This window comes from Friedmanniella luteola (assembly GCF_900105065.1).
GTDB lineage: Bacteria > Actinomycetota > Actinomycetes > Propionibacteriales > Propionibacteriaceae > Microlunatus > Microlunatus luteolus.
Map to the genome: position 1 here is coordinate 3,815,347 of NZ_LT629749.1, position 22,920 is coordinate 3,838,266.

Consider the following 22,920-nt stretch of genomic DNA (forward strand, 5'->3'; position numbering starts at 1 on the left):
CGTCGCCGCGGCGTCTGCCCGCGCCGCGGGGACCAGCAGGCGCCTTGGGGTGGGGTTCGGGGTGCGGGGAGGCGCGTCACCCCGACCGGTGCCGGTCGACGGAGGAGGCGTCGCCCGCCCCTCGCGGTCCACCCACTGCTGCCCCGTCATCGTCCTCGGCCGTCCCGTCGTGAGCCGTCCGCGCCCTCAGCGCAGGTAGCTCGCCCCGTTGAAGTCGACGACGGCGCCGGACACCCACTCGGCTCCGGGCTCGGCGAGCGCCAGCACGGCGCCGGCGACCTCCTCCGGCGTCGCGACCCGGCCGAAGGGGCTCTGCGCGCGGATGGCGTCGCCCTCGGGCGCGTCGAGCAGGCCGGAGGCCATGTCGGTGGCGATGAACCCGGGCGCCAGGCTGACGACGGCGATGCCCTCCGGCGCCAGGGCGATGGCCATCGACTGGCCGAAGGCGTGCAGGCCGGCCTTGCTGGCGCCGTAGGCGGGGACGTCGGGCTCGCCCCGGTAGGCGCCCCGGGAGCCGACGTTGACGATCCGGCCGCGCGGGGCGCCGGCGGCCGGCGCGACGTCGATCATGTGCCGGGCGACGCACCAGGTCAGGTTCGCGGCGCCGAGCAGGTTGGTGGCCAGCGTGACCTGCCACGCCCGCACCCAGGCGTCGTAGTCGACGTCGGTGATCCGGTGGTCGCCGCGCCGGCTGCCGCCGTCCGCCGGGTCGAGGAACAGCGCTGCGTTGTTGACCAGGACGTCCACCCGCCCGACGGCGTCGAACGCCTCCGCCGCGAGCCGCTGCACCTGGGCCGGGTCGGCGAGGTCGGCGCGGACCAGCGCGTGGCCCTCGCCGGGCAGGGAGTCGAGGAGCTCCCGGGCCCGGTCCTCCGCCGCCCGGTAGTGGACGACGACGCGGTCGCCGCGGGCGGCGAACGCCTGCGCGGTCGCCGCGCCGACGCCCCGTGAGGAGCCGGTGACCAGCACGCCGCGCCCGCTCACCCGAGCACCTCCGCCACCGTCGTCAGGGTGATCAGCGGCGCGTAGAGGCCCATCGTCTCCAGCGCGCGGTGGTGGTCGGCGTCGGTGGCGCCGGCGCACCCGTCGGTCACCACCCGGACGGCCACCCCGGCGTCGGCGGCGGCCAGCGCCGTCGAGAGCACGCAGCAGTCGGTGGAGACCCCGGTCAGGACGAGCGTGCCGGCGCCGTGGACCGCGGCGGCGAGCGCCGGGCCCCACTTGCCGAACGTCGGAGCGCTCACCACGGGCACGTCGAGGTCGGCGAGCTCCGGGGCCAGCGCGTAGAGCGGGTCGTCGTCGGGGACGAGGGCGAACGGCCAGTCGGCGTAGTAGGGCACCCAGGCGCCGCGCGGCTCGGCCGGGGCGACGAAGCGGGTCAGCACGGTCCGGCCGGCGAAGGCCGGCAGCAGCCGCTGGGTCGCGGCGACCGCCCGGGGGTACTGGGCCGACGCCCAGGGGCTGGCCGGGTCACCGAAGACGTGCTGCAGGTCCACCCCCACGAGCCAGGCGTCGTCGAGGGTCACCGCGCCTCCTGCGCCCGCACCTGGCCACGGGTCAGCAGCAGGGTCCCGACGAAGCCGACCAGCAGCGCCAGCAGGACGCCCAGGTTGGCGAACGCCCAGCCGCCCTCGCGGCCCCCGATCGGACCCAGCAGGTAGCCCTGCCAGCCGAGCCAGCCGGCGTAGGTGTTGGTGACCAGGCCCCAGCCGAGCAGCGTGGCCACCACCATGAGCACGATCGGGACGACCCGGACGTCGCCGTAGCGGCCCCCGCCGTCGTAGAGCGCCGGCTCGTCGTAGTCGCGGTGGCGGAGCGCGACGTCGGCCAGCATGATCCCGCACCAGGCCGCGACGGGGACACCGAGCGTGATGAGGAAGCCCTGGAAGGTGATGAGGAAGCTGTCGCTGAAGAAGACGACGTAGACCGCGCCCAGGACCATCAGGACGCCGTCGACGCCGGCCGCGACGGGCCGCGGGATGCGGACCCCGGCGCTCAGCAGGGCCAGGCCGGAGGAGTAGATGTCCAGCACCGCGCCGCCGACCAGGCCGAGCACCGCGACGAGGGCGAACGGGACGAGGAACCAGGTGGGCAGCAGGGTGGTGAGGGCGCCGATCGGGTCGGCGGCGATGCCCTCGCTGAGCTCGGTCGACGAGCCCGCCAGCAGCACGCCGAAGAACACCAGCAGCACCGGGGCCACCGAGCCGCCGAGCGTGGTCCAGAGCGTGACGCCGGTCCCGGAGGTGGTGCGCGGGAGGTAGCGGGAGTAGTCGGCGGCCGCGTTCACCCAGCCCAGGCCGAAGCCCGTCATCATGAAGACCAGGGCGCCGACCACGGCGGCCGCGGACCCCGACGGCAGGGCGGCGACCGCCCCGAGGTCGATGTCGTCGAGCACCAGCAGCACGTAGGCGACGGTGAGCACGCCGGTGATGATCGTGATCCAGCGCTGCAGCCGCATGATCGCGGTGAACCCGGCGACGCCGGCGGCCACCACGAGCGCGGCCACCACGACGAGGGCGACGACCTTGGTGCCCGTGCCGCCGCCCGCAGCCAGCCGGTCGAGGACGGTCGCGGTGCTCAGCACCGCGAGCGAGGTGAGGACGGTCTCCCAGCCCACCGTCAGCACCCAGGAGAGCAGCGACGGCAGCCGGTTCCCGCGGACGCCGAAGGCCGCCCGGCTGAGCACCATGGTGGGCGCGGAGCCGCGCTTGCCCGCCAGGGCCACGAAGCCGCAGAGCAGGAACGAGACGACGATGCCGACGACGGCGACGACGGTGGCCTGGGCGAACGAGACGCCGAAGCCGAGCAGGAAGGCGCCGTAGCTGATGCCGAACACGGAGACGTTGGCCCCGAACCAGGGCCAGAACAGGTCGCGGGCGGCGCCCTTCCGCTCGCTCTCGTCGATCGTGTCGAGGCCGTTGACCTCGATGCCGCCGCGGGTGACCCCCGGCGTCGGAGTGCTGGCGTGGGAGCCGCCCGGGCCCGTGCCCGTGGAGGTGCTGGTCATGCCTCGATCCTAGAGAGGCGTTGGTGGTTCGTTCGGCTAATCTTCCGGGGGCGACCGCCACAGCGCGAGGGAGAGGGTCACCGGTGAGCGAGCAGGACCGTCAGCGTCGAGGCGTCCTCTACGGGCTGGGGGCCTACGGGCTCTGGGGCGCGGTGCCGCTGTTCTGGCCGCTCGTCGCCCGTGCGGGGTCGCTGGAGCTGCTGGCGCACCGGGTCGTCTGGTCCCTGGTCATCTCGGGTCTGCTGGCGCTGGTGCTGCTGCCGCGGGGCTGGTTCGGGCGGCTGGCGAACCGGCGGACGCTGCTCATGCTGGGGCTGGCGGCCGCCGTCGTCTCGGTCAACTGGGGCCTCTACATCTGGGCCGTCAACCACGGGCACGTGCTCGAGACCTCGCTGGGCTACTACATCAACCCGATCCTCTCGATCCTCGTCGGTGTCGTCGTGCTCGGCGAGCGGATGGCCGCGCTGCAGTGGGTGAGCGTCGGGCTGGCCGCGGTGGCGGTCGTCGTGCTGACGGTGGAGTACGGCCGGCTGCCCTGGATCTCGCTGGTGCTGGCCGCGAGCTTCGCCACCTACGGGGTGATGAAGAAGCAGGTGAACGGCGGTGCGGTCGAGACCCTGACCGTGGAGTCGGCCCTGCTGGTGCCGGTGGCGCTCGGCTACCTGGTCCACCTGCAGGCCCGCGGGGGCAGCACGTTCATCACGCTCGGCTGGAGCCACAGCCTGCTGCTGGTCGCCACCGGTGTGGTCACGGTGGTGCCGCTGCTGTTCTTCGCCGCCTCGGCGACGCGGCTGCCGTTGAGCACGCTGGGGCTGCTGCAGTACCTCGCGCCCACGCTGCAGTTCCTGCTGGGCGTCAGCTACTTCGGCGAGCAGATGTCGACGGGACGCTGGGTCGGCTTCGGGCTGGTCTGGCTGGCGCTGATGCTGATGAGCGGCCACGGCCTGCACCGGGCGAACGCGAACCGCCGCGAGCGGCTGGTGGCCGAGCCGGTCTGACCGGGCTCGGCGGACCGGCTCGGTGGTCAGGTCTGGGCGGTCAGGGCTGGGCGAGCGCGGGACCGGGAGCACCGGTCGGCCGCACCGTCGGCTGGGCCTCGGCGATCTTGCGGATCCCGGCGGGCGTCGGCCGCTGGAGCGAGTCGTTGACGCGCACGAGCAGTCGAGCGCGCTGCACGTCGGCACTGGTCACCTTCACGACCTTGGCCATCAGGGTGCTCCTTCTCCTCGGTCTGCTCCTCCAGTATCGCCCGTCCCGTCAAGCCCGCCCGGGACGAGGTCGCCCGCCCCGACCTCGAGGGCGACGACGGCGTCGGGGTCGGCCTCCATCTCCTCCTGCAGCCGGCGCAGGCCCGCGGTGATCGCCTCCGACACCGCGTTCAGCTGCGACTGCGACAGGTCGCCGGCGTTCAGCAGGTACTGCAGCTGGGCGATGCCCAGCCGGCAGGTGACGGCGTCGGGTTCCAGGGCGAAGGAGATGTAGCGGTCGACGTCGGACTGCAGCCGGGTGGCGGCGGCCGTCCCGGTCACGCTGCGGTAGGCGACGAGCGGGCCGAGGAAGGTGCCCAGGGCCGCCACCGCCGCCGCCCCGAAGGTGGCCCACTCAAGCATCGCGACGCCCCGCCGCCCGTCCGCTCGTCATGGCTCCACGCTAGCGGCGGGCAGCGGGCCGGTGAGGTAGCGCTGCAGGGTCGGGCCGAGGGCGCCCACGAGGGCCGGGTGGCGCGCCGAGGCCAGCGGCTCCAGCCCCAGCACGTAGCGCGTCATCAGCAGGCCGACGACCTGGCTGGCCACCAGGTCGACCCGCCAGCGCCGCTCCTCCTCCGGCCCCGTCAGCGCCGCGGCCAGCGGTCGCAGCACCTGGCTGAGGGCGAGGTCGCGCAGCAGCGCGGTGCCGTCCTCGTCCTGCAGGGCCGTCCGGACGGCGGCGATGGTCGCGGCCCCGGCCGGGGAGTCCCAGAGCACCAGCAGCCGGGTCAGCAGCCGCTCCGCCACCGTGTCCAGCGGCCCGGTCAGGACCGCGGCGAGCTCGGCCGCCGGGTCCAGCCGGACGTCGAGGACCGCCCGGAAGAGGCCGCTCTTCGACCCGAAGTGGTGGGTGACCATGGCCGGGTCGACGCCCGCCCTCGCGGCGACCCGGCGCAGCGTCACGGCGTCGTAGCCCCGGGCGGCGAACTCGGCCCGGGCGGCGTCCAGCACCGCCTCCCGGGTCCGGCTGGGGCCCGGGCGGCGTCCGGCCGGCGGCACTCAGGCGGCCCGGCGGGCGAAGGCCGGGGCGTGCTCGGGCCGGGGACCGAAGGCGATCAGCCGGGCGGGCACCACCGTCACCGCCGGCACCCGTCGGGCGACCGCCGAGACCACCCGGAACGCCAGCGGCGTCCGGCCGGCCAGGGCGGGCTCGAAGACCAGCCGGTGCAGACCGCGCTGGGCGAGCTGGATCGCCGCCGTCGGCCACCAGCGCCGGCGCTGCACCGCCGCCAGGTGCGACTCGAGCAGCCGCCGCTCCCGCAGCGGTCCCGCCAGCAGCGTCGCCGCGGCGACGGCGTCCTGGACGGCGAGGTTGATCCCGACGCCGCCGGCCGGCGACATGGCGTGCGCGGCGTCGCCCAGCAGCAGCAGGCCCGGGCGGTGCCAGCGCCGCAGCCGGTCCAGCCGGACGTCGAGATGGTGCAGGTCGTCGGTGGAGGTGAGGGCGTCGAGCCGGTCGGCGAACCCGGGCCGCAGCCGGGCCACGCGCGCCCGGAACCGCTCCACGCCCTCGGCCCGCAGCTGGGCGTCCAGGCCCTTGCGGTTGAAGTAGGCGACCTGGAAGTAGTCGGTGCGGGGGAAGCTCAGCAGGATCTCCCGCCCCACGAGGGTCGGCACCAGCGACGCCTGCTCGCGCTGCTCGGCCTCGGTCCGGGGCAGCCGGAACCACCAGGTGTCGAAGGGGACCGGGTACTCGCGCGGCCGGAGCCCGGCCGCCCGGCGGAGCACGGAGCCACGGCCGTCGCAGGCGACGACGAGGTCGGCGCGCACCTCGTCCTCGACGCCGTCAGCGGTCCGGGTCCGCACCCCGACCACCCGGCGGCCCTCGCGCAGCAGGTCCGTGGCCGCGGTGCTCATCAGCAGGGTGAACCGAGGCTCCTGGCGACCGGCGTCGGCCAGCAGGTCGAGGAAGTCCCACTGCGGGACCATGGCGACGTGGTCGTACGGCGGCCGGAGCCGTCGGAAGTCGCCGAGGGTGAGCAGGGTCCCGTCCGGCTGCGGCAGCTCGAAGTTCTGCAGCCGGCTCTGCGGCAGCGCGGCGAACCGCTCCCCCAGCCCCAGCTCGTCCAGCAGCCGCAGCGTCGAGGCGTGCACGGTGTCGCCGCGGAAGTCCCGGAGGAAGTCGGCGTGCTTCTCCAGCACCACCACGTCGACGCCGCCCCGCGCCAGCAGCAGGCCCAGCACCATCCCGGCCGGTCCACCGCCGGCCACCACGCACCTCGTCCTCATCGTCGACCCCCGATTTCATCGCTTGGTGAATTCCAGCATGCACCCGGGCGGGCGCCGTGTCCAGAGGCGGTCCGGCCACCTCGAGCCGCGGACGCGGACGCGACGTAGGCTCGGGCGGGTGAGCGAGACCACTGCTGCCCCTGCCTTCCAGTTCGACGACTTCGACCGGTCCGTCCGCGTCCAGGACGACCTGTTCCGCCACGTCAACGGCGGCTGGGCCGCCCGCACCGAGATCCCCGACGACAAGCCGCTGATCGGGTCCTTCATCGACCTGCGGGACCGCGCCGAGGCCGCCGTCCGCGACATCATCACCAGCTCGGACGGCGGCGCCCCGGGCAGCGACGAGGCCAAGATCGCCGACCTCTTCGCCAGCTTCATGGACACCGAGACGATCGAGGCCGCCGGCGCCGAGCCGCTGACCGGGCCGCTGGCCGAGGTCGACGCGGTGAGCACGCCCGAGGAGCTCGTCCGTCTGGTCGGCCGGTTCGCCCGCCGCGGCGTCGCCGGCCTGATCGGCCTGGAGGCCGAGTCCGACCCGGGCGACCCGACCCGCTACGTCATGTTCGTCGAGCAGTCCGGTCTCGGCCTGCCCGACGAGGAGTACTACCGCGCGGACACCTACGCCGAGATCCGGACCGCCTACCAGGCGCACGTCGCCGCCTCGCTGGCCCTGGCCGGCACGGCCGACAGCGAGGCGCTGGCCGCGGACGTGATGGCGCTGGAGACCGACATCGCGGCGGTGCACTGGGACAAGGTCAAGACCCGCGACCTGCGGCTGATGTACAACCTGACACCGTTCGAGACCTTCCTGGCCGACGCGCCCGGGCTGCACGTGCGGGCGTTCCTCGACGGTGCGGGCGTCCCCGAGTCGGCGACGCAGGAGCTCGTCGTCGCGCAGCCGTCCTTCTTCCCCGGGGTCGCCGCCCTGCTCACCGACGAGCGGCTGCCCGCCTGGCGTGCCTGGGCCCGCTGGAAGCTCATCTCCTCGCTGTCGCCCTACCTGTCGAGCGCCTTCGTCGACGAGCGGTTCCGCTTCTACGGCACCGTGCTCTCGGGCACGCCCCAGATCAAGGAGCGCTGGAAGCGCGGCGTCGCCCTCGTCGAGGGCGCGCTCGGCGAGGCGGTCGGCAAGGTCTACGTGGAACGGCACTTCTCCCCCACCGCCAAGGCGCGGATGGACACCCTGGTCGCCAACCTCATCGAGGCCTACCGCCGCTCGATCACCGAGCTGGAGTGGATGACCGAGGAGACCAAGCAGGAGGCGCTCGAGAAGCTCGCCAAGTTCCGGCCCCACATCGGGTACCCGACGAAGTGGCGCGACTACTCCGCGCTGCAGATCGAGGCCGGCGACCTGCTGGGGAACGTCCTGCGCGCGAACGCCTTCGAGGTCGAGCGCTCGGTCGCCAAGATCGGGGCGCCGATGGACCGCGAGGAGTGGCTGATGACGCCGCAGACGGTCAACGCCTACTACCACCCGCTGAAGAACGAGATCGTCTTCCCGGCCGCCATCCTGCAGCCGCCGTTCTTCAACGAGACGGCCGACGACGCCGTCAACTACGGCGGGATCGGTGCGGTCATCGGCCACGAGATCGGCCACGGCTTCGACGACCAGGGCTCGACCTGCGACGGTGACGGCGCGCTGCGGGACTGGTGGACGACCAAGGACCGGGAGGCGTTCGAGACCCGGACCGCGGCGCTCGTCGAGCAGTACGACGCGCTGGCGCCCGAGGGCGGCGCCGGCCAGCACGTCAACGGCCGGCTGACCATCGGGGAGAACATCGGCGACCTCGGCGGGCTGAGCATCGCCCACCTGGCCCACCGGATCGCCAGCGAGGGCTCCGCCGCCGAGCCGGTCGACGACTACACGCCCGAGCAGCGGCTGTTCCTCAGCTGGGGCGCCATCTGGCAGTCCAAGGCCCGCCCCGAGACGGTGCAGCAGCGGCTGGCCACCGACCCGCACTCGCCGAACGAGTTCCGCTGCAACCAGATCGTGAAGAACGTCGACGCCTTCCACACGGCGTTCGGCGTCACCGAGCAGGACGGCCTGTGGATGCCCCCCGAGCAGCGCGTGAAGATCTGGTGAGCACCGAGGGGCGGCAGCGCGAGGTGGGCGTCGTCCACCTCGCCGAGCTGCTGCCCCCGCCTCCCGTGGACCGACCGCTGCTGGTCGCGGTCGACGGACCGTCCTCGACCGGCACGAGTCAGACGGCGCGGCTGACGACCGAGTCGCAGAGCTCGACCAGCGCGAGCCGGGCGGGCCCGGGCGGCAGGTCGTCGAGCAGGGCCCGGGCGACCGCGGCCCGCCGCTCGACCTCGGCGCGGGCCTGGTCGACGGCCGGGTGGACGCGGAGCAGGGCCAGCGCCTCGCCGAGCGCGGCGTCGTCGCCGAGGTCGGAGTCGAGGAGCTCGAGCAGGCGCGCGTCGGCCGGGTCGGTGGAGCGGCGGGCCAGCAGGGTCGGCAGCGTCGCGATCCCCTCGCGCAGGTCCGTGCCCGGGGTCTTGCCGGTGACGTCGGAGGTGATGTCGATGATGTCGTCGCTGAGCTGGAAGACGAGGCCGATCTGCTCGCCGAACTCCGCCACCCGCTGCTGCAGGGCCGGTGAGCAGCCGGACAGCTTGGCCCCGAACAGGGCCGAGGTGGCGATCAGCGCGCCGGTCTTGTCGGCCAGCACCCGCAGGTAGTGGTCCAGCGGGTCGCGGCCCGGCGGCGGGCCGACGGTCTCGGCGATCTGGCCCTGCACCAGCCGGGCGAAGGTCCGGGCCTGGATGGACACGTACTCGGAGCCGAGCTCGGACACCAGGTCGGAGGCGCGGGCGAACAGGAAGTCGCCGACCAGGATGGCCACCGTGTTGCCCCAGCGGGAGTTGGCGCTGGCCGAGCCGCGCCGCATCCGGGCCTCGTCCATGACGTCGTCGTGGTACAGGCTGGCGACGTGGGTGAGCTCGACGACGACGGCCGCCTTGACGACGTCCTCGTCGACCGCTGCCGGGCCCAGCTGGGCCGTCAGGGCCACGAGCAGCGGCCGGAAACGCTTCCCACCGGCGGCGATGATGTGCTGCGCCGCCTCGGTGATCATCGGGGTGTCGGCCTCGGCCGCTTGCAGCAGGGCCGCCTCGATGGCGTCCAGCTGGCCGCGCAGGCCCAGCTCGAAGACGTCGTCCCGCGTTCCCTCTGCTAGCACTTCGCTCCTTCGGCGGCGCCCCACTGGCCCGGCCAGCCTATCCGGACGCGACAACGGACCGGACCGTCACCGGGGTGACCCTGGACTCACCGGATGAACTCCCCGGCCTGCTGCGCGAGGTCCAGGACCGGGCCCGGGAACACGCCCAGGGCGACCGTGGCGACGACGGCGACGCCGACCGCGAGCAGGGTCACCGCCTGGGGCCGGGCCACCACGACGTCGGACCCGTCGGAGCGCTCCGGCTCGGGGTCGGTGAAGAACATCAGCACGATCACCCGGATGTAGAAGAACGCGGCGACGACGCTGATGACCACGGCGACGACGACCAGCCAGCGCGCTCCCCCGGTCCAGGCGGCGGCGAAGACCGCCCACTTGCCGATGAAGCCGCTGGTCAGCGGGATGCCGGCGAAGCTCAGCAGGAAGACGGCGAAGACGAGGGCCGTCAGCGGCGACCGGCGGCCGAGGCCGGCCCAGCTGGACAGCAGGGTCGCCTCCCCGCTGGTGTCGCGGACCATGGTGACGACGGCGAAGGCGCCGATCGTCGCCGCGCCGTAGGCCACGAGGTAGAACAGGATGGACGAGACGCTGGTCAGCGAGCCGGCCGGGGCACCGTTGGCCGCCTGCGAGGCACCGACGAACGCGGTCATGATGAAGCCGGCGTGCGCGATCGAGGAGTAGGCCAGCATCCGCTTGACGTCGGTCTGGGTGATGGCCAGGAGCGACCCGAGGGCCATCGTCGCGACCGCGACGATGGACATCAACGGCTGCCAGTCCCAGCGGTCGGCGCCGAGTCCGACGTAGAACACGCGCAGCAGGGCGCCGATGGCGGCGATCTTGGTGCACGCGGCCATGAAGCCGGTGACCGGCGTCGGTGCGCCCGCGTAGACGTCGGGGGTCCAGGAGTGGAACGGCACCGCACCGAACTTGAACAGCAGCCCGATCGCCAGCAGTCCCATGCCGGCGAGCAGCAGGCCCACGCTGCCGGTGTCGGCGGTCAGGGCGGCGTCGATCGCCGCCAGCTCGAAGGAGCCGGCGTAGCCGTAGAGCAGGGCGACGCCGTAGAGGAAGATCGCCGAGGACAGGGCCCCCAGCAGGAAGTACTTGAGGGCCGCCTCCTGCGACAGCAGCCGCCGGCGCCGGGCCAGCCCGCACAGCAGGTACAGCGGGAGGGACAGCACCTCGAGCGCGACGAACATGGCGAGCAGGTCGTTGGAGGCGGGGAACATCATCATCCCGGCCAGCGCGAACAGGGCCAGCGGGAACACCTCGGTGTGCTCGACCCGTCGCTCGATCGCCTCCCGCTCGGCGTCGGTGCCGGGCACCGTCGCGGCCTGGGCCGCGAACGCGCTGCCGACGGCCCGTTCGCCGAAGGTGAGGATGGACACCAGGCCGAGGACCAGCAGCAGGGCCCACATGAACGCGGTGGGCCCGTCGACGGCCAGCGAACCGACCGCGGCGACCGCCACCCGGTCAGCGGCCCAGTTCAGCGCGTTGACGGCGAACGCGGCGCCGAGGGTCAGCACCGTCAGCGCGAGCTGGACCGAGCGGCGCAGCGGGCGGGGCACCAGGGCCTCGACGAGGATGCCGAGGCAGGCGCCGGCGAAGACCAGGAGGAAGGGCATCAGCAGCCCGTACTCGAGGTCGGGTGCGGGGATGGCCTGCAGCACCCCGGCGGTCGTCGTCATCAGCGGCCTCCCTCTGCGCTCACCCGCGGCTGCGGGTCACTCACGCCGACGAGGCTCATGGTCGCCTCGACCGCCGGGTTGATCGCGTCCAGCATCGGCCGCGGGAAGACCCCGAGCGCGATGATCAGCAGCACCAGCGGCGCCATGGCCAGCCGCTCGCGGCCGCTCAGGTCGCGGACGGGCTCGGTCTGCAGCCGCGGGTTCAGCGGCCCGGTCATGGTGCGCTGGTACATGATCAGGATGTAGAGCGCGGCCAGCACGATCGCGAGCGTGCAGACGATCGCCACACCCGGGTAGCGGGTGAAGGTGCCGGCCAGCACCATGAACTCCGAGACGAAGCTGGAGAGCCCCGGCAGCGACAGGGTCGAGAGGCCGGCGAACAGCATCAGCCCGGCCAGCACCGGCGCCACCTTCTGCACCCCGCCGTAGGCCTGGATGTCGCGGGAGCCGCCGCGGCGGACCAGGTAGCCGGCCGCGATGAACAGCGCCGCCGTCGACAGCCCGTGGTTCAGCATGTACAGGGTGGAGCCGGCCAGGCTCTGCGTGGTGAGCGCGAAGATGCCCAGCACGATGAAGCCGAAGTGGCTGATCGAGGTGTAGGCGATGAAGCGCATCAGGTCGCGGCTGCCGATGGCCAGCACGGCGCCGTAGAGGATCGAGATCGTGGCCAGGACCAGGACGACCGGGGTCGCCCACTGGCTGGCCTCGGGGAACAGGCCCAGGCAGAAGCGGATCATCCCGAAGGTGCCGATCTTGTCCATGACGCCGACCATCATGGTCGCGCCGCCCGGGCTGGACTCCTCGGCGGCGTCCGGCAGCCAGGTGTGCAGCGGGACCAGCGGGGCCTTGATGGCGAAGGCGAACATGAAGCCCAGGAAGAGCCACCGGCCGGTGGCGGTGCCCACGTCGAGCTGCGTCAGGTCGCTCAGCAGGTAGCTGGGCGAGCCGTCGGCGGCGGACAGCACGTACAGGCCGATCACCGAGGCCAGCATCACGAAGCCGCCGAGCAGGCCGAAGATCAGGAACTTCGCCGCCGCCGCCGAGCGCTTCGCCGTCGGCCCGAAGCCGCCGATCAGGAAGTACATCGGGATGAGGATGACCTCGAAGAAGACGTAGAACAGGAACACGTCCGTGGCCAGGAAGAGGTACAGCGCGCAGCTCTCCACGGCCAGCACGAGGGCGAAGAAGATCCGGCTGTCGTACTTGGGCGCCAGCGGGGCCGCGATGCCCGGGAACGTGCGGACCGGGTCGTCGAAGTCGCGCCAGCTGGCCAGCACCACCACCGGGGTCACGATGACCACCAGCAGCACCAGCGTCAGTCCGATGCCGTCGAGGCCCAGCGCGTAGAAGGCGCCCAGCGGCTTGATCCAGGCCACCTGCTCGGTGAGCTGCATCCCGCCGCCGGGTGCGTAGCCGGCGGCGACGACGAGGGCCAGCACGAGGGTGAGCAGGGACGCGGCGAGCGCGATCTGCTTGGCGGCGCGGGAGCCGACCAGCAGCACCACCACCCCGCCGAGGGCGGGCAGGACGGCGAGGAGCGTGAGCCAGGGCAGGTTCATGGTCATCTCTTCCTCAGCCCAGCCGGCCGAGCACGAGGACGGCACCGACGACGGCCGCGCCGGCCATCATGGTCAAGGCGTAGGAGCGGACGAAGCCGTTCTGCACCCGGCGCAGCCGGCTGGAGAAGTCCGCGAGGGCGATCCCGGTCCCCCGGACGACGCCGTCGACGGCGTTGGCGTCGAAGCGGCCCAGCCCGGCGGTCATCTTCTGGCCGGGTCGCATGAAGACGGCCTCGTTGACCGCGTCGCCGTAGAGGTCGCGCCGGCCGGCGACGGTCAGCGGGGACCGGCTCTGCGGCGCCTCGCGCGGGATGGCGCGACGCGGTCCGAACAGGACGACGCTGACCACGACCCCGGCGGCGACGACCAGCAGCGTCACGACCCCGACGAGCGACACGTGGAACAGCCCGGTCGGCGCGTGCGCCCCCTCGGGGGCACCGCCGGTCGCCGGGTGGAGCCAGCCCTCGATCCAGCCGTTCAGCAGCAGGCCGCCGACGACCGACGCGGCACCGAGGACGACCAGCGGCACCGTCATCACCAGCGGCGACTCGTGCGGGTGCACACCGCGCTCCCAGCGCTTCGCGCCGACGAAGGTCATCAGCATCAGCCGGGTCATGTAGAACGCGGTGACGCCGGCGCCGAGCAGGGCCAGCGCCCCGATCACCGCGTTGTGCTCGAAGGCCGCCTCGATGATGTGGTCCTTGGAGTAGTAGCCGGCGAAGAACGGGAAGCCGATGATCGCCAGGTAGCCGGCGGCGAACGTCACGAAGGTGATCCGCATCGGCTTGGCCAGGCCGCCGTAGTGGCGCATGTTCACGTCGTCAGCCATCCCGTGCATGACCGAACCGGCGCCGAGGAACATGTTCGCCTTGAAGAACCCGTGGGTCAGCAGGTGGAAGATCGCGAACGCGTAGCCCGCCGGGCCGATGCCCGCGGCCAGCATCATGTAGCCGATCTGGCTCATCGTGGAGCCGGCCAGCACCTTCTTGATGTCGTCCTTGGCGCAGCCGATCCAGGCGCCGAAGAGCAGCGTCACGGTGCCGACCACGACCACCGCCGTGCTGGCGGCCTCGGACTCGGCGAAGACGGCGTGGCTGCGGGTGACCAGGTAGACGCCGGCGGTGACCATCGTCGCCGCGTGGATCAGGGCCGACACCGGGGTGGGGCCCTCCATGGCGTCCAGCAGCCAGGACTGCAGCGGCACCTGCGCCGACTTGCCGCAGGCCCCGAGGAGCAGCAGCAGACCGAGGACGGTGGCGACCAGCGACGGCATCGCCGCGGCCCCGGCGTTCACGTCGGCGAACGCCGAGGAGCCGAAGAGGTAGAGCATGAACATGATCGCCAGGCTCATGCCGAGGTCACCGACGCGGTTGACCACGAAGGCCTTCTTCGCCGCCGTGGCAGCGCTCGGCTTGTGCTGCCAGAAGCCGATCAGCAGGTAGGACGCCAGGCCCACGCCCTCCCAGCCGACGAACAGCACGAGGTAGTTGTCGGCCAGCACCAGCAGCAGCATGGCGGCGACGAAGAGGTTGAGGTAGCCGAAGAAGCGGCGACGGCGCTCGTCGTGGGCCATGTAGCCGATGGAGTAGACGTGGATCAGCCCGCCGACCCCGGTGATGAGGAGGACGAACACGATCGAGAGCTGGTCGACCAGCAGGCCGACGCCGATGCTCCAGCGGCCGCTGCCGAACCACTCGTAGAGCGGCACGCCCACCGAGCGCGCCGCCTCGTCGCGGCCGAGGAGCTGGACGAACAGCAGCAGCCCGACCACGAAGGACGCGAACGGGGCCAGCGTGCCCAGCAGGTGGCCCCACCGGTCCCCCGCCCGGCCGACGAGCAGCAGGAGGGCGGCGCTGGCGGCCGGGACGGCGATCATCAGCCAGGCCCACGAGAACAGACCCGTGGCGGCGACGGGGGTGACGACTTCCAGTGCGAGCATCGACGTCCCCTAGAACTTCAACAGGTTCGCGTCGTCGACCGAGGCCGAGCGGCGGGTGCGGAAGATCGTGATGATGATGGCCAGCCCGACCACGACCTCGGCCGCGGCCACCACCATGACGAAGAACGCGGCGATCTGGCCGTCCAGGGTGCCGTGCACCCGGGAGAAGGTGACCAGCGCGAGGTTGGACGCGTTGAGCATCAGCTCGACGCACATGAACGCCACGATGGCGTTGCGGCGCGTCATGAAGCCGACCGTGCCGATGGTGAACAGGATCGCCGACAGCACGATGTAGTGGTCCGGGTTCACCGGGAGCCCTCCCCGGGCAGTGGTTGCGACCGGTGAGGAGGCCGGTCGTCGTCCCCGTCCGCGGTGAGCGCGCGCAGGGTGGTGTCGATGGGCTGGACGAGGTCCTGCCCGTCGAGGATCTCGCCGCGGGCCCGGAGGGTGGCCGACACGCTGAGCTCGCTGACGCTGCCGTCGGGCAGCAGGGCGGGGGTGTCCACGGCGTTGTGCCGGGCGAAGACGCCGGGGGTGGGCAGCGGGCCCGGGTGCTCACCGTGCTCGGCGTAGCGGCGGAGCCGGTCGGCCGCGAGGTCGCCCTGGGTCAGCTTCTTGGTGAGGCGCTCGCGGTGCGCCAGCACCATCGCGCCGACGGCGGCGGTGATCAGCAGCGCCGAGGTCGCCTCGAAGATGAAGACGTACCGGTTGAACAGCAGCGCGGCGATGCCCTGGACGTTCCCGCCGTTCTCGGCGTTGGCCGCGCCCAGACCGGCGGGCGGGTCGACCACGGCGTTCCCGACGGCCAGCACCAGCAGCACACCGAACGCGAGGCCGGCCAGGATCGCCAGCGGACGCTGGCCCTTGATCGTCTCCACCAGGGAGTCGGCGGCGTCGACGCCCACCAGCATCAGCACGAACAGGAAGAGCATGAGGATCGCGCCGGTGTAGACGATGATCTGCACCGCGAACAGGAACGGGGCGTTCTGGGCGGCGTACTGGACGGCCAGCGAGATCATCACCGTCGCCAGGCACAGCGCCGAGTGCACCGGCTTGCGGGACAGGATCATCCCCAGCGCCGCGAGCACCATCACCGGGGCCAGCAGCCAGAAGGCCACCTCGGCTCCCGTGACCATCGGGACCAGCACCATCGGGACCAGCTCGGGGGTCACGCCGCTCACCTCCCCTCGCCGGACGCCACGGCGGCCTCCGTGCCGGAGGCCGTCTCGGCCGTGCGCTTCTTGTTCAGGTAGCCCTGGTTCATGGGCTGCGGGACGGCGCCGCTGATGTCGCCGGCCCGGTCGTCGGGCCGGCCGGAGCCGGGCAGCCCGAGGAAGTATGCCTGCTCGTCGTCGCCCAGTCGACGATCGTGGGGCGGCGCGTCCATGCCGGGCAGCAGCGGCGCCAGCAGGTCCGCCTTCTCGTAGATCAGCGCCGCGCGGCTGTCGTCGGCGAGCTCGAACTCGTTGGTCATCGTGAGCGCCCGGGTGGGGCACGCCTCGATGCACAGGCCGCAGAGGATGCAGCGCAGGTAGTTGATCTGGTAGACGCGGCCGTAGCGCTCACCGGGGGAGAACCGCTCGTCGTCGGTGTTCTGGGCGCCCTCGACGTAGATCGCGTCGGCGGGGCAGGCCCAGGCGCAGAGCTCGCAGCCGACGCACTTCTCCAGGCCGTCCGGCCAGCGGTTGAGCTGGTGCCGGCCGTGGAAGCGCGGGGCCGTCACCTTCGGCTTCGTCGGGTAGTCCTCGGTGAACGTCTTGCGGAACATGGTGCGGAAGGTGACGCCGAAGCCGGCGACCGGGTCGAACAGGCCCATCAGGCCTCTCCCCTCTCGGGTGCGGGTGCGGGCGGTCGTTCGGTGTCACCCGGAAGCACCTGGGCGAGCTCGGGCAGCTCCTGCCCGCCCATCGGCGGCACCGGGTAGCCGCCGGCGAAGGCGTCGAACTCGCCGGCCGGCTGGGCAGGTGGGGCCGGCTCGTCCTTGTCGCCCCCGAAGAACGACGCCGCGAGCAGGGCCACGAAGACGACGACGGCGACCACCCAGAAGACCGGCGTGTCGAACCAGGCCTCGCTGCGGGCCACCCGGAAGGTCGCGACCAGCAGGATCCAGGCCAGCGAGATCGGGATCAGCCACTTCCAGCCGAACCGCATGAACTGGTCGTAGCGGAGCCGGGGCAGGGTGCCGCGCAGCCAGACGAAGACCGACAGCACCAGCACGACCTTGAGCAGGAACCAGAGCAGGCCCCACCAGCCGGCGTCGAGGCCCGGGATCAGGTTGAAGGGCAGCGGCGCGTGCCAGCCGCCGAGGAACAGCGTGGTGGCCAGGGCGGACACCGTGATCATGTTCATGTACTCCGCCATGAAGAACATGGCGAAGCGCATCGAGGAGTACTCGGTGTGGAAGCCGCCGACCAGCTCGCCCTCGGCCTCGGGGAGGTCGAAGGGCGCCCGGTTGGTCTCCCCCACCATGGCGACCAGGTAGATGAGGAACGACGGGATCAGCTGCACGGCGAACCAGACCGGCAGGTCCTGGCCGAGGATGGTGACGGCCGGTTCGGCCTGCTTGGCCACGATCTCCGAGGTGGACAGCGAGCCCGCGTAGAGGAACACCGCGACGAGCGCCAGGCCCATCGCGACCTCGTAGCTGATCACCTGGGCGCTGGAGCGCAGGGCCCCGAGCAGCGCGTAGGTGGAGCCTGACGACCAGCCGGCCAGCACGATCCCGTAGACGCCGATCGAGGCGACGGCGACGATGAAGAGCACCGAGACGGGGAGGTCGGTGACCTGCAGCGGCGTGGTGATGTCGGTGAAGGGGATCCGCACCTCGCCGGCGACCGGGATGACCGCGAAGGCCGTGATGGCGGGGACCGCGGTCACGAAGGGCGCCAGCATGAAGACGACCCTGTCGGCCGCCTTCGGCGTGAAGTCCTCCTTGAACATGAGCTTCATGCCGTCGGCGAGGGACTGCAGCAACCCGAAGGGGCCGTTCATGTTCGGCCCCTTGCGGTGCTGCATGAAGGCCACCAGCCGGCGCTCGTACCAGATGGTGAAGAGCGTCAGGACGAGCAGCAGCACCAGGGCCAGCAGCGCCTTGACCGCCACCAGCCACCAGCGGTCGGCCAGGAACGGGCCGAGGTCCAGCGGGACGAGGTCCAGCGGTGTCGGGGTCATGCGTCGCTCCCCTGCGGGTTCGGGTCGCCGGACACCGAGGTGGGCACCGGGACGGACACGTCGACCAGGGCACCGGACCCGGCGCCGAGGTGCTGGGCCAGCCCGAGGCCCGGCGCCCGGGCGGGCAGCCAGACCACGCCCTCGACCATGGCGGCGTCGACCTCGAGCGGGAAGGTCAGCGCGCCGCGCGGGCCGCGGACGGTCACCGCGGTGGTGAGGCCCGCGGCCACGGCGGTCGCCGCGTTCATCCGGGCCACCGGGGGCCGTGCCGTGGCGAGCAGGAACGGCTCGCCGTCCACCGCCCGGCTGTCGTCGAGGGCGAGCCGCCAGGTGGCCAGCACCAGGGTGGTGACGTCGGGGCGGGCGGGCCGGGCGGGTCCGAGGTCGGGTCGCGAGGCCCGGGCGCCTTCCCAGGCGCCCAGGTCGGCGAGGTCGGCGCGGGCGCCCTCGGCGGTGCGGAAGCCGAGGTCGGTCCCCAGTCCCTCGGCGAGCGCGGCGAGCACCCGCAGGTCGGACATGGCGTTCGGCTGGGTGAGCACCGCGCCGAAGGGCCGCTCGCGGCCCTCCCAGGTGACGAAGGTGCCGCTCCGCTCGCTGACCAGCGAGACCGGGAAGACGACGTCGGCCCGTTCGGTGACCGCGGAGACGCGGGTCTCGAGGCTGACGAGGAAGCCCACCTCCTCCAGCGCCCGGCGGGCGAGGTGCGGGTCGGGCAGGTCGTCCAGCTCGACGCCGGCCACCACCAGGGCGCCGAGCCGACCCTCCAGGGCCGCCGACAGCATCTGGCCGGCGTCGCGGCCGGGCTCGGCGGGGAGCGGGCCGACGCCCCAGGCGGCCTGGGTGTCGACGCGGGCGGAGGCGTCCAGCACCGGACGCCCACCCGGCAGCAGGTTGGGCAGGCAGCCGGCGTCGACCGCGCCGCGGTCCCCCGCCCGGCGGGGTACCCAGGCCAGCCGGGCCCCGGTGCGCGCAGCGAGCCGCAGGCAGGCGCTGAGCGTGCCGTGGGACGCGGCCGCCCGCTCGCCCACGAGGACGACGGAACCGGCGTCCAGCGGGAGGTCGAGGGCGTCCAGCACGGCGGCCTCGCGGCCCGGCGCCGCCGGCACGAGGGTCGCCCCCAGCTTGGTCGCGCCACGGCTGAGCAGCGGTGCGACCGTCCAGGAGGTCAGGCTCGTCTTCCGGAAGGCCTTGCGCAGCCGGAGGAACAGCGTGCCGGCCTCCTCCTCGGGCTCGAGGCAGACCAGCAGCACCGAGGACGCCGCCTCGACGTCGGCGAACGTGACGCCCCGCCCGGTGCCGGCGACGGCGGCGGCCAGGAAGCGCGCCTCCTCCTCCGAGTGCGGCCGGGCGCGGAAGTCGATGTCGTTGGTGCCGAGCACGGCGCGGGCGAACTTGGCGTAGCCGTAGGCGTCCTCCCGCGTCAGCCGGCCGCCGGTCAGCACGCCGACCCCGGCGGGCGCCGGGGAGCCGTCCTCGCGCAGGCCGGGCTCGGTCCGGCGGGCGCGGCGCAGTCCCTCGACGGCGACGTCGATCGCCTCGGGCCACGACGCGGCGCGCAGCGTGCCCGCCTCGTGGTCGCGGACCAGCGGCCGGAGCAGCCGGTCCTCGCCCCGTCCGGAGGCGAAGGCGAAGCGGTCCCTGTCGGTGATCCACTCCTCGTTCACCTCGGGGTCGTCACCGGCCAGCCGCCGGACGACGACGCCGCGCCGGTGGTCGACCCGGATGGCCGAGCCGCAGGCGTCGTGCTCGGCGACCGACGGCGTCGAGGTCAGGTCGAACGGCCGGGACCGGAAGCGGTAGGCCGCGTTGGTCAGCGCCCCGACGGGGCAGATCTGGATCGTGTTGCCGGAGAAGTAGGACTGGAACGGCTCGCGCTCGTAGATGCCCACCTGCTGCAGCGCACCCCGCTCGACCAGCGCGATGAACGGGTCCCCCGCGATCTGCTCGGAGAACCGGGTGCAGCGGGCGCAGAGGACGCACCGCTCCCGGTCCAGCAGGATGTTCGCCGAGATGTTGACGGGCTTCGGGTAGGTCCGCTTGACCTCGTGGAACCGGCTCTCCGCGTACCCGTGGGACATCGCCTGGTTCTGCAGCGGGCACTCCCCGCCCTTGTCGCAGATCGGGCAGTCGAGCGGGTGGTTGACCAGCAGGAACTCCATGTTCCCGTGCTGGGCCTTGTCGGCGACGGGCGAGGTCACCTGGGTCTTGACCACCATGCCGGCGGCGACCTCGAGGGTGCAGGAGGCCTGCGGCTTGGGGATGCCCCGGCCGTTGCCGGCGTCGGGCACCTCGACCAGGCACTGGCGGCAGGCGCCGACCGGGTCGAGCAGCGGGTGGTCGCAGAACCGCGGGATGTCGACGCCGATGAGCTCGGCCGCCCGGATGACCAGGGTGCCCTTGGGCACCGAGACCTCGACGTCGTCGATGGTCAGGGTGACGAGGTCCTCGCGCTGGGCGAGCTCGCCCCCGACCGCTGCGCCGGTCGACGGACGGGTGACGGTCATGCCTGGCCCTCCTCGGCTGCGCGTCGCGGAGCCCCGGCCAGGGCCGGCTCGCGGACGAAGATGGTGCTCCGCTCGTAGGGGAAGAGCTCCCAGGCGGGGGTGTGCATGGCGGCCTCGAACTCGTCGCGGAAGTACTGGATGGCCGAGCTGATCGGCGAGGTGGCCCCGTCGCCGAGGGCGCAGAACGAGCGCCCGAGGATGTTCTCGCAGAGGTCGAGCAGCTTCTCGATGTCGCCCTCCTCGCCGTGGCCGGCCTCCATCCGCTTGAGGATCTGGACCAGCCACCAGGTGCCCTCGCGGCAGGGCGTGCACTTGCCGCAGGACTCGTGCTTGTAGAACTCGGTCCAGCGCAGCACCGTGCGGACCACCGAGGTGGTCTCGTCGAAGCACTGCAGCGCCTTGGTGCCCAGCATCGACTTCACGCTGGCGACGCCCTCGTAGTCCAGCGGCACGTCGAGGTGCTCGGGGGTGAGGATCGGCGTGGAGGAGCCGCCCGGCGTCCAGAACTTCAGCTCGTGGCCCGCCCGGATGCCCCCGGCGAGGTCGAGCAGCTGGCGCAGGGTGATGCCCAACGGGGCCTCGAACTGGCCGGGCCGGGTGACGTGACCGGAGAGGGAGTAGATGGTCATGCCCTTGGACTTCTCCGTGCCCATGGAGGAGAACCACTCCGCGCCGCGGGCGAGGATCGAGGGCACCGAGGCGATCGACTCGACGTTGTTGATCACGGTCGGGCTGGCGTAGAGCCCGGCCACGGCGGGGAACGGGGGCCGGAGCCGCGGCTGGCCGCGGCGGCCCTCGAGGGAGTCGAGCAGCGCGGTCTCCTCACCGCAGATGTAGGCGCCGGCGCCCGCGTGCACGATGATCTCGAGGTCGTAGCCGGTGCCCAGGATGTTCTTGCCCGCGTAGCCGGCCGAGTAGGCCTCCCGGACCGCCTGCTGCAGCCGCCGGACGACGTGCACGACCTCGCCCCGGACGTAGATGAACGCCGTGTGGGACCGGATGGCGTAGGAGGAGATGATCACGCCCTCGACGAGCGTGTGCGGCGAGGCCATCATCAGCGGGATGTCCTTGCAGGTGCCCGGTTCGGACTCGTCGGCGTTCACCACCAGGTACTTCGGCTTCGGGTTGTCCTGCGGGATGAAGCCCCACTTCATGCCCGTCGGGAAGCCCGCGCCGCCGCGGCCGCGCAGGCCGGCGTCCTTGACCTGGGCGACGACGTCGGCCGGGTCCAGGGCGAGCGCGGCGCGCAGGCCCTGGTAGCCGCCCGTCCGCTCGTAGTTCACCAGCTTCCAGGCGCGCTCGTCACCCCAGTTCGCGGTCAGCACAGGGGTCAGCAGGTCGGTCATGACTTCTCCGTCGGCTCGTCGTCGTGCTGCTCGGGAGGCGGGGTGGTCGGGGCGTGCCAGCCGCGCTCCCGCGCGATCTGCAGGCCGAGCCGGGACGCCGGCCCGGAGGTGGGACCCTCGTCGGCGCGCCCGTCCGGGAAGCCGGCGAGCACGCGCTCGGTCTCCTTCCAGGTGACCACCTGGGCGCCGCGGGTGGCCTGCACCGGGACGCCGGCCCGCAGGGCGTCGACGACCTCGACGGCCCGCTCGGGCGTGGTGTCGTCGAAGAACTCCCAGTTGACCATCATCACCGGGGCGTAGTCGCAGGCCGCGTTGCACTCGAGGTGCTCCAGCGTGATCTGGCCGTCCTCGGTGGTCTCGTCGTTGCCGACGCCGAGGTGGTCCTGCAGCCGGGCGTAGACCTCGTCACCGCCCATGATCGCGCAGAGCGCGGTGGTGCAGACCCCGACGTGGTACTTCCCGACGGGGCGGCGCTTGTACATCGTGTAGAAGGTCGCGACCCCGCTGACGTCGGCGGTGCTGATCCCGAGGATCGCGGCGCAGGCCTCGATCCCGGCCGGCGTCACCCGGCCCTCGACGCTCTGCACCAGGTGCAGCATCGGCAGCAGCGCGGACCGCGACTGCGGGTACCGCCCGGCGATCAGCCGCAGCTCCTCCAGCACGCCGTCGTCGATCAGGCTGGCCGGCCCGTCGAAGTCCAGGCTGGGTTCGTCGAAGTGCGTGACGAAGTGCCCGTGCCCGGCGAGCTCCTCGCGGGCGTTGGTCCCCGCCGGCACCCCGGCCCGCGCCCCCGGCCCCTGCGGCTCGATGAGGTTGCTCATGCCCTCCCCCTCCACCGTGAACGTGCGCCCCAGGGGGCGATGGTGACCGACGTGCTGGTCGCACCCGCGACCCTCGACCCGGCGCCGGGCGGGGTGGAGAAGGTGCGCACCGACCCCGACCGCTCGTGACCGGACGGAGCGGCACCCGGCCCGAACGGTCGGACGTGACCCGACCCGGCAGGACCCGGCCCGAACGGTCGGACGTGACCCGACCCAGCGGCACCCGACCC

General features: G+C 72.8%; 20 protein-coding genes. 2 read left to right on the forward strand and 18 right to left on the reverse strand.

What is annotated here, in order from left to right; genetic code table 11:
- Positions 1-186: 186 nt before the first annotated feature.
- Genes BLT72_RS17975 through BLT72_RS17985 form a run of 3 tightly spaced genes read right to left on the reverse strand, consistent with a single transcriptional unit; the run spans position 187 to position 3,007 of the window.
- On the reverse strand, positions 187-984 hold the full coding sequence (locus BLT72_RS17975; RefSeq protein WP_231930129.1) for an SDR family NAD(P)-dependent oxidoreductase: 798 nt from the start codon (positions 982-984) through the stop codon (positions 187-189).
- The gene (locus tag BLT72_RS17980; RefSeq protein ID WP_091414551.1) at positions 981-1,526 is read right to left on the reverse strand and encodes a cysteine hydrolase family protein; all 546 of its coding nucleotides are present in this window, start codon (positions 1,524-1,526) and stop codon (positions 981-983) included. The genes BLT72_RS17975 and BLT72_RS17980 overlap by 4 nt, the downstream gene beginning before the upstream one ends.
- The gene (locus BLT72_RS17985; RefSeq protein ID WP_091414553.1) at positions 1,523-3,007 is read right to left on the reverse strand and encodes a purine-cytosine permease family protein; all 1,485 of its coding nucleotides are present in this window, start codon (positions 3,005-3,007) and stop codon (positions 1,523-1,525) included. The genes BLT72_RS17980 and BLT72_RS17985 overlap by 4 nt, the downstream gene beginning before the upstream one ends.
- Before the next feature lie 83 nt (positions 3,008-3,090).
- Here BLT72_RS17985 and rarD point away from each other — a divergent pair, with 83 nt between their 5' ends.
- On the forward strand, positions 3,091-4,005 hold the full coding sequence (gene rarD / locus BLT72_RS17990) for an EamA family transporter RarD (RefSeq protein ID WP_091414555.1): 915 nt from the start codon (positions 3,091-3,093) through the stop codon (positions 4,003-4,005).
- A gap of 40 nt (positions 4,006-4,045) precedes the next feature.
- Here the strand turns inward: rarD and BLT72_RS22340 are convergent, their stop codons facing one another.
- The 4 genes from BLT72_RS22340 to BLT72_RS18005 are packed head-to-tail and all read right to left on the reverse strand — an operon-like array spanning position 4,046 to position 6,483.
- On the reverse strand, positions 4,046-4,216 hold the full coding sequence (locus BLT72_RS22340; RefSeq protein WP_157720557.1) for a hypothetical protein: 171 nt from the start codon (positions 4,214-4,216) through the stop codon (positions 4,046-4,048).
- Positions 4,216-4,617, reverse strand: coding sequence for a hypothetical protein (locus BLT72_RS17995; protein ID WP_091414557.1), 402 nt, complete (start codon positions 4,615-4,617; stop codon positions 4,216-4,218). The genes BLT72_RS22340 and BLT72_RS17995 overlap by 1 nt, the downstream gene beginning before the upstream one ends.
- Positions 4,618-4,644: 27 nt before the next feature.
- Positions 4,645-5,205 (reverse strand): TetR/AcrR family transcriptional regulator, encoded by a 561-nt coding sequence (locus BLT72_RS18000; RefSeq protein WP_197677082.1) that lies wholly within the window; start codon positions 5,203-5,205, stop codon positions 4,645-4,647.
- A 48-nt stretch (positions 5,206-5,253) separates the two neighbouring features.
- Positions 5,254-6,483 carry an FAD-dependent oxidoreductase gene (locus tag BLT72_RS18005; protein ID WP_091414561.1) on the reverse strand — a complete coding sequence of 410 codons (1,230 nt, stop codon included), beginning with the start codon at positions 6,481-6,483 and terminating at the stop codon, positions 5,254-5,256.
- A 118-nt stretch (positions 6,484-6,601) separates the two neighbouring features.
- On the opposite strand from BLT72_RS18005, the gene BLT72_RS18010 reads away from it, so the two are divergent.
- Positions 6,602-8,566, forward strand: coding sequence for a M13 family metallopeptidase (locus BLT72_RS18010; protein WP_231930130.1), 1,965 nt, complete (start codon positions 6,602-6,604; stop codon positions 8,564-8,566).
- 118 nt (positions 8,567-8,684) lie between these two features.
- On the opposite strand, the gene BLT72_RS18015 is transcribed toward BLT72_RS18010, so the two are convergent.
- From BLT72_RS18015 to nuoE, 11 genes are all read right to left on the reverse strand, one after another.
- The gene (locus tag BLT72_RS18015) at positions 8,685-9,665 is read right to left on the reverse strand and encodes a polyprenyl synthetase family protein (protein WP_231930131.1); all 981 of its coding nucleotides are present in this window, start codon (positions 9,663-9,665) and stop codon (positions 8,685-8,687) included.
- An 86-nt stretch (positions 9,666-9,751) separates the two neighbouring features.
- Complete coding sequence (gene nuoN / locus BLT72_RS18020) at positions 9,752-11,350, reverse strand: NADH-quinone oxidoreductase subunit NuoN (protein WP_091414565.1); 1,599 nt, start codon at positions 11,348-11,350, stop codon at positions 9,752-9,754.
- A complete protein-coding gene (locus BLT72_RS18025) occupies positions 11,350-12,909 on the reverse strand; it encodes an NADH-quinone oxidoreductase subunit M (RefSeq protein ID WP_091417796.1) in 1,560 nt (519 codons plus the stop codon). The genes nuoN and BLT72_RS18025 overlap by 1 nt, the downstream gene beginning before the upstream one ends.
- 13 nt (positions 12,910-12,922) lie before the next feature.
- Positions 12,923-14,848: an NADH-quinone oxidoreductase subunit L gene (gene nuoL / locus BLT72_RS18030; RefSeq protein ID WP_091414567.1), complete on the reverse strand. Its 1,926-nt coding sequence runs from the start codon at positions 14,846-14,848 to the stop codon at positions 12,923-12,925.
- Between the two features lie 9 nt (positions 14,849-14,857).
- A complete protein-coding gene (gene nuoK / locus BLT72_RS18035; RefSeq protein WP_091414569.1) occupies positions 14,858-15,157 on the reverse strand; it encodes an NADH-quinone oxidoreductase subunit NuoK in 300 nt (99 codons plus the stop codon).
- A complete protein-coding gene (locus tag BLT72_RS18040) occupies positions 15,154-15,999 on the reverse strand; it encodes an NADH-quinone oxidoreductase subunit J (RefSeq protein WP_425349251.1) in 846 nt (281 codons plus the stop codon). Before BLT72_RS18040 ends, nuoK begins: the two co-directional genes overlap by 4 nt.
- A gap of 26 nt (positions 16,000-16,025) precedes the next feature.
- Positions 16,026-16,664: an NADH-quinone oxidoreductase subunit NuoI gene (nuoI, locus tag BLT72_RS18045; protein WP_091414573.1), complete on the reverse strand. Its 639-nt coding sequence runs from the start codon at positions 16,662-16,664 to the stop codon at positions 16,026-16,028.
- Positions 16,664-18,019, reverse strand: coding sequence for an NADH-quinone oxidoreductase subunit NuoH (gene nuoH, locus BLT72_RS18050; protein ID WP_091414575.1), 1,356 nt, complete (start codon positions 18,017-18,019; stop codon positions 16,664-16,666). The genes nuoI and nuoH overlap by 1 nt, the downstream gene beginning before the upstream one ends.
- On the reverse strand, positions 18,016-20,523 hold the full coding sequence (locus BLT72_RS18055; RefSeq protein WP_091414577.1) for an NADH-quinone oxidoreductase subunit G: 2,508 nt from the start codon (positions 20,521-20,523) through the stop codon (positions 18,016-18,018). Before BLT72_RS18055 ends, nuoH begins: the two co-directional genes overlap by 4 nt.
- Positions 20,520-21,869, reverse strand: a complete 1,350-nt coding sequence (nuoF, locus tag BLT72_RS18060) for an NADH-quinone oxidoreductase subunit NuoF (RefSeq protein WP_091414579.1) — start codon at positions 21,867-21,869, stop codon at positions 20,520-20,522. The genes BLT72_RS18055 and nuoF overlap by 4 nt, the downstream gene beginning before the upstream one ends.
- Complete coding sequence (nuoE, locus tag BLT72_RS18065; protein ID WP_091414581.1) at positions 21,866-22,690, reverse strand: NADH-quinone oxidoreductase subunit NuoE; 825 nt, start codon at positions 22,688-22,690, stop codon at positions 21,866-21,868. Before nuoE ends, nuoF begins: the two co-directional genes overlap by 4 nt.
- Positions 22,691-22,920: the final 230 nt, after the last annotated feature.

Excerpts from the sequence above, each read along its gene's own strand:
- BLT72_RS22340 (WP_157720557.1), bottom strand. The coding sequence starts at position 4,216 with ATGGCCAAGGTCGTGAAGGTGACCAGTGCCGACGTGCAGCGCGCTCGA.
- BLT72_RS17995 (WP_091414557.1), bottom strand. The coding sequence starts at position 4,617 with ATGCTTGAGTGGGCCACCTTCGGGGCGGCGGCGGTGGCGGCCCTGGGC.
- nuoN (WP_091414565.1), bottom strand. The coding sequence starts at position 11,350 with ATGACGACGACCGCCGGGGTGCTGCAGGCCATCCCCGCACCCGACCTC.
- BLT72_RS18040 (WP_425349251.1), bottom strand. The coding sequence starts at position 15,999 with ATGGTGCTGGTCCCGATGGTCACGGGAGCCGAGGTGGCCTTCTGGCTG.
- nuoL (WP_091414567.1), bottom strand. The coding sequence starts at position 14,848 with ATGCTCGCACTGGAAGTCGTCACCCCCGTCGCCGCCACGGGTCTGTTC.
- nuoH (WP_091414575.1), bottom strand. The coding sequence starts at position 18,019 with ATGACCCCGACACCGCTGGACCTCGTCCCGCTGGACCTCGGCCCGTTC.
- BLT72_RS18055 (WP_091414577.1), bottom strand. The coding sequence starts at position 20,523 with ATGACCGTCACCCGTCCGTCGACCGGCGCAGCGGTCGGGGGCGAGCTC.
- nuoI (WP_091414573.1), bottom strand. The coding sequence starts at position 16,664 with ATGGGCCTGTTCGACCCGGTCGCCGGCTTCGGCGTCACCTTCCGCACC.
- BLT72_RS18005 (WP_091414561.1), bottom strand. The coding sequence starts at position 6,483 with ATGAGGACGAGGTGCGTGGTGGCCGGCGGTGGACCGGCCGGGATGGTG.
- nuoF (WP_091414579.1), bottom strand. The coding sequence starts at position 21,869 with ATGACCGACCTGCTGACCCCTGTGCTGACCGCGAACTGGGGTGACGAG.
- BLT72_RS17985 (WP_091414553.1), bottom strand. The coding sequence starts at position 3,007 with ATGACCAGCACCTCCACGGGCACGGGCCCGGGCGGCTCCCACGCCAGC.
- BLT72_RS18025 (WP_091417796.1), bottom strand. The coding sequence starts at position 12,909 with ATGAACCTGCCCTGGCTCACGCTCCTCGCCGTCCTGCCCGCCCTCGGC.
- nuoE (WP_091414581.1), bottom strand. The coding sequence starts at position 22,690 with ATGAGCAACCTCATCGAGCCGCAGGGGCCGGGGGCGCGGGCCGGGGTG.